Raw genomic sequence first — 4885 nt, 5'->3', positions numbered from 1 at the left:
ACTGATAACTGATAACTGATAACTGATAACTGATAACTGATAACTGACTAGCGGACTCCTAAAAACTTATGGGTTTGGAGACTGAGGCGCCATTGGGGATGCCGGAGAACATAATTAAAGACTAACTCTTTGCTTTCTACCCTATTCCATTCGGGTTGCAGATATTTAATCACCCCTGGCGATAACTTGCTTTCCTGCATAGCTGCCCATTCTAAATCCTCTGGATTAGCCACAACAATTTTTAACTCATTCACCCGTGCATAAATACTAGGATCGGGTATTTTATAAGTTTTAGGAGAAAAAGTCACCCAATCGAAAACCCCAGTAAAAGGATGAGCGCCAGAAGTTTCTAAATGCACCCGTAAACCCTGATTTTTTAATTCCTTGGTCAAAGGATCAAGATTGTGCATTAAAGGTTCACCCCCGGTAATGACCACCATAGCGGGGTTAGCCCCTTTTGCCATCTCAACCAATTCCCGCAGCGATTGTTGTGGATAACGGTGGGCATTCCAAGACTCTTTTTGGTCGCACCAAGGGCAATAGACATCGCAACCTCCCAAACGGAGGAAAAAAGCATTGCTTCCCGTCCAAAAGCCCTCGCCCTGGACAGAATGGAAAGTTTCGACCACAGGATAGGTACAATGGTTTATGCTAACCGTTTTCATAGAATCATTATTATAGAAAATATGGACATTCCCCTGAACTTTGCCAAATACATCCAATGGTCTGGTATTGCCACGCTGGTTTTTTTGGTACTCACGATTATCGCTTTTCTCGTCGGTTGGGGAATCCGCTTTCGTCTCGTCGGTGTCACTAGCTTTATGGCTGTGTTGACGGTCGGAATTTTCGGTCTTGGGTTAGGATTATTTACTCGTACCGAAATTCCGGGAGCGGTGAGATTCTCCCTTGTCTATGATAACGGAGCTAATCAAGCTGTTATCTCCCTGCCCAATACTGTTACTGCCGAGCAGGTGGAAGCAACCCTAAAACAAGCCGCTAGTGACCTGTTTTCCTCTGGTCGCGCCGGTGCTGGCGGTAATAATCAATTTATCATTAGCGCTCGCACTCTGGTTCACCCTCAGCCCGGTTTATCTGCTCCTTTGTACTTAGGACAGATTAAAAAATCCTTCTCCGCCCCGGGTGATAATACACCTGAACTACAGCTTTTTCCCGAAAGTTTCGCTAAACTTAGCCAATAATCCTGAGAGGTTGTCAAAAAATGTCCCATGCTGTCGCTGTTTTGCCCCTGTTAATCGCCCCCGCACAAGTGATTCGGGGTGACAATGCCCTAGAAGAATCCACCGGCAAGTTAGCGGATTTGGGTAAACGTCCCCTGGTGGTGGGCGGCGATCGCAATTTAGCTTTTTTGTCATCTCCCCTGAAAAATCTCACTCCTAGCTATCACAGTTACGCCCCCGATTGTTCGGAAAATTCCTTAGCATATTTAAAGGCATCTGTCAAGAGTCATGAGGCAGATTTTATCATCGGTGTGGGTGGCGGCAAGGCCCTCGATACGGCCAAATTACTCGCCCATCAGTGCCATTTGCCGATCGCCACGATTCCCACCTCCGCCGCTACCTGTGCCGCTTGGACAGCCCTATCTAACGTTTATTCTGACGCAGGGGCGTTTCTCTACGATCTGTCCCTAGCCCGTTGTCCGGATTTATTAATTCTCGATTACGGTATTATCCAAACTGCCCCGAAAAGAACCTTAATCGCTGGTATTGGCGATGCGATCGCTAAATGGTACGAAGCCTCCGTCAGTAGCGGTCATTGCACAGAAACCCTGATTATTGCCGCTGTCCAACAGGCCCGGGTTTTGCGGGATATTCTTTTCCAAAAATCCCCGGCAGCCCTGGAAAATATCGGCGGGGAGGACTGGAAACAGGTGGTAGATGCCACCGTTTTATTAGCCGGAGTAATTGGTGGTTTAGGGGGCGCTAATTGTCGCACCGTGGCCGCCCATGCGATTCATAATGGTTTAACCCATATTCCCGCTTGCCATCATGCCCTGCACGGGGAAAAAGTCGCCTACGGAATTCTCGCCCAATTGCGTCTAGAGGAAATAGTTTTGGGTAATCAATTAGCAGTATCGGCCCGGGGGCAACTAATCCAGTTTTATGAACAAATTGGTTTACCGAAATCCCTAGAGGATTTAGGATTAAAAGATGTTTCCCTTGCCCAATTGCGCCACGCGGCCGCAATTGCCTGTCAGCCTAATTCGGACATTCATCGTTTACCTTTTACGGTTTCCCCTGAACAAGTTATGGCGGCCATGGTTTCTACTACCACTGCCGATACAATCGGGCAGAAAGTTAAAGCTAATTAACGGGAATATTTTCGGGATTTATGGCTTTGTCTGCTGCGGGTGAGTAGTGATTTGATTGTAGTGGTGATAGCTCAAACCTTTGCTTTGTTGGTCATTGTAGTCATGAATAAAGTACCCCCCTCAATTACAGGTTGGGTTGACGTAAGGAAACCTAACCGGGAGTGACCCTTCGGGGTGTTGGGTTTCGCTTAGACAATCGAATTGATACGTTTTCGCTCAACCCAAACTACGAGGACACGGCACTGCGAGGCGATGTGATTGTGTTAAAATCCAGAATCATGAAAGTCAAACAAGTGATTAAAGTGTTAGAAGCGGATGGCTGGTATCTTGCTAGAACACGAGGAAGTCATAGGCAGTATAAACATCCCTCAAAATCTGGTACGGTAACGGTATCGGGGAAATCCAGCGTTGATGTTCCTATTGGGACTCTTAAAAATATATGGCGACAAGCTCAAATTGAGGAGGACAAAATATAATGCGATATGCAGTTGTTATTGAAAAAGGAGAAAATAGCTACGGTGCTTATGTTCCCGATCTTCCCGGATGTGTTGCGGTTGCAGAAACATTAGAAGAAGTTAAACAATTAATTGCTGAGGCAATAATTTTTCATTTGGAAGGCTTAAAAGAAGATGGATTAACTGTTCCTGAATCAGTGTCGATCTGTGAGTATGTAGATGTAGCTTAGGGGGTTCCAAGGTGGAAATAAGATTAGACTCATAGCGGCGATTCATTACAAGCGACAAAAAATTTATATTCGAGAAGTTTTAACTCATGCTGAATAGGACAAAAACAAATGGAAGGAGTGAAAAAATGCCGACGATAGATCTAGAGAAAACACGGCCAGCCTGGACAAACTTAAAGCAAATACTCTTTATCCCTCGCAACGAATCAGAATATGAACAATTAGTAATTATGTTAGATAATTTGATAGATGAAATAGGAGAAAATGAAAATCATCCTCTTGCTTCTTTAATGGAAATTTTGGGAATATTAATAGAAAATTATGAACAGGAAAATGTTCCCGAATTATAAATGGTAGGGGTGGTGCATTCCCAAATATTGGTTAACCTTGAAATTGTCATGTTTTCAGGGAACACACCCTAGGAAGCGATGCGAGCGCACTTTCCGCACAATTCCTATTTCTCTTCTGCCTAGAGTCCTATCTTGTTCGGGTGTTGGGTAAAATCGGTAGCGATAGGCTTTCTCCATGGCTCAGGTTCTAGCATATATCGTGTAAATGCGCTAATATTCAAACTAAAGCCGTCCTCAAAAGACGGGGTTTGGAACTCAATTTTTCGATGACGACAATAATCGACGAGTTAAGGCAACAATGGCAAGATATCCTCTCTCAAACAGATGACTCCTTAACCGATCGCCAACGGGATACCATTATCAATTGGTTACTCGGTGAAGATAGCCAACGTTGGGAAACTTTAGACGAGAGAGATTTAGAAATCGCTAAACGGGGATTAGTCTATCTTTGGCAAATTTTACAGCAACGCTATCTCAAGGTTAGTCCCACCCGTGCCTATCGTAACCTGATCGATCGTCTCGGTGCTTGTGTCACTCTCCGGCAAAAAATTCGCACTTGGGTTTCCTTAAGTCGCGATCGTCGGCAAGCGGTGGCCGATGTCTTGCAGGAAGTTATTCAAGAAATGTTAAATAGCGATCGCTATCTGCAATCCCAGTTAGCATGGATCGCTCGTTGTAGCAACGATCAAGCTACTCGCGATCAGCTGCTGTTAGCCACCTTGGAGGAATATGCTCTGCGTCCGATCCGCAATCAACCCCTGTTAGCCTATCGTTTTGTTAATTATCTCCGTCGTCAATCGAGAAGCGGTATCACTAATGTGCCGAAGCAAGAAATAATCCGGATTCTCTCCGATGAAATTAGTGGCGATGAGGGGGAAAATAACTTAAGTTTACTGGAGCAAAATGCGATCGCTATCTACGAGGATGAACGCACTTCCCAAGAAGCGCAAATTCAACGGGCAAAAGTTCAAGAGAGTTTTGCTAGGTATCTAGAGGAAAATGTTAGTCCGGAGGCGGTGACTTGGTTTAACCTCTATCTAGGGGGCGAAAACCAAGATGCGATCGCCAAAGCGATGAATATTCCCGTCGAACGGATTTATCGTCTCCGGGAAAAAGTTGGCTATCATGCGATTAAGGTTTTTGCCCTCAAGGAAGGGACAGAATTAATAGCTGAATGGTTACAAATCAGCCCGAAAGAGCATAATTTTGGCTTAACTCTCAGTCAATGGCAAAGTTACTATGCTGCCCTTTCTCCCACGGGTAAAAGCGTTATCGATGGCTTAAAAGCGGGTAAAACCCTTGAGGAAATCGCCGGCGAATTAAACTTTAAACGCACGCAAGTGGTCAAAGAATGGACGCAACTTTATCTAAGCGCCCAAAGTCTCAGGACAAAAACCTAATCAGTTATCAGTTATCAGTTATCAGTTATCAGTTATCAGTTATCAGTTATCAGTTATCAGTTATCAGTTATCAGTTATCAGTTATCAGTTATCAGTTATCAGTTATCAGTTATCAGTTATCAGT

8 protein-coding genes and 1 pseudogene are annotated in these 4885 nt (G+C 44.6%); 7 read left to right on the top strand and 2 right to left on the bottom strand.

Annotated elements, in window-relative coordinates:
* Positions 1-47 precede the first annotated feature (47 nt).
* Entirely contained in the window at positions 48-665 is a 618-nt protein-coding gene (locus tag IQ242_RS16915; protein WP_193960772.1) for a 7-carboxy-7-deazaguanine synthase QueE, read from the bottom strand.
* Here IQ242_RS16915 and IQ242_RS16910 point away from each other — a divergent pair.
* From IQ242_RS16910 to IQ242_RS16885, 6 genes are all read left to right on the top strand, one after another.
* Positions 642-1199, top strand: a complete 558-nt coding sequence (locus IQ242_RS16910; RefSeq protein WP_193960771.1) for a Ycf51 family protein — start codon at positions 642-644, stop codon at positions 1197-1199. The genes IQ242_RS16915 and IQ242_RS16910 overlap by 24 nt on opposite strands.
* A 20-nt stretch (positions 1200-1219) precedes the next feature.
* The gene (locus tag IQ242_RS16905; RefSeq protein WP_193960770.1) at positions 1220-2329 is read left to right on the top strand and encodes an iron-containing alcohol dehydrogenase family protein; all 1110 of its coding nucleotides are present in this window, start codon (positions 1220-1222) and stop codon (positions 2327-2329) included.
* Positions 2330-2607: 278 nt separating this feature from the next.
* Positions 2608-2805, top strand: a complete 198-nt coding sequence (locus tag IQ242_RS16900) for a type II toxin-antitoxin system HicA family toxin (RefSeq protein ID WP_024968900.1) — start codon at positions 2608-2610, stop codon at positions 2803-2805.
* Positions 2805-3014 (top strand): type II toxin-antitoxin system HicB family antitoxin, encoded by a 210-nt coding sequence (locus tag IQ242_RS16895; protein WP_002750184.1) that lies wholly within the window; start codon positions 2805-2807, stop codon positions 3012-3014. The genes IQ242_RS16900 and IQ242_RS16895 overlap by 1 nt, the downstream gene beginning before the upstream one ends.
* Positions 3015-3036: 22 nt before the next feature.
* Complete coding sequence (locus IQ242_RS16890; RefSeq protein WP_223210750.1) at positions 3037-3111, top strand: type II toxin-antitoxin system HigB family toxin; 75 nt, start codon at positions 3037-3039, stop codon at positions 3109-3111.
* Between the two features lie 28 nt (positions 3112-3139).
* On the top strand, positions 3140-3361 hold the full coding sequence (locus tag IQ242_RS16885) for a hypothetical protein (RefSeq protein ID WP_193960769.1): 222 nt from the start codon (positions 3140-3142) through the stop codon (positions 3359-3361).
* A gap of 87 nt (positions 3362-3448) precedes the next feature.
* On the opposite strand, the pseudogene IQ242_RS16880 reads toward IQ242_RS16885, so the two are convergent.
* Positions 3449-3538 (bottom strand): annotated as a pseudogene (locus tag IQ242_RS16880) (helix-turn-helix domain-containing protein); the annotation flags it as partial.
* Between the two features lie 89 nt (positions 3539-3627).
* Between IQ242_RS16880 and IQ242_RS16875 the strand changes: the two are divergent.
* Positions 3628-4761: a HetZ-related protein 2 gene (locus IQ242_RS16875; protein ID WP_193960768.1), complete on the top strand. Its 1134-nt coding sequence runs from the start codon at positions 3628-3630 to the stop codon at positions 4759-4761.
* Positions 4762-4885 lie beyond the last annotated feature (124 nt).

It is taken from the genome of Microcystis sp. LEGE 08355, assembly GCF_015207185.1.
GTDB classification, from domain to species: Bacteria; Cyanobacteriota; Cyanobacteriia; order Cyanobacteriales; family Microcystaceae; genus Microcystis; species Microcystis panniformis.
This window is presented reverse-complemented; position numbering and strand designations above follow the sequence as displayed.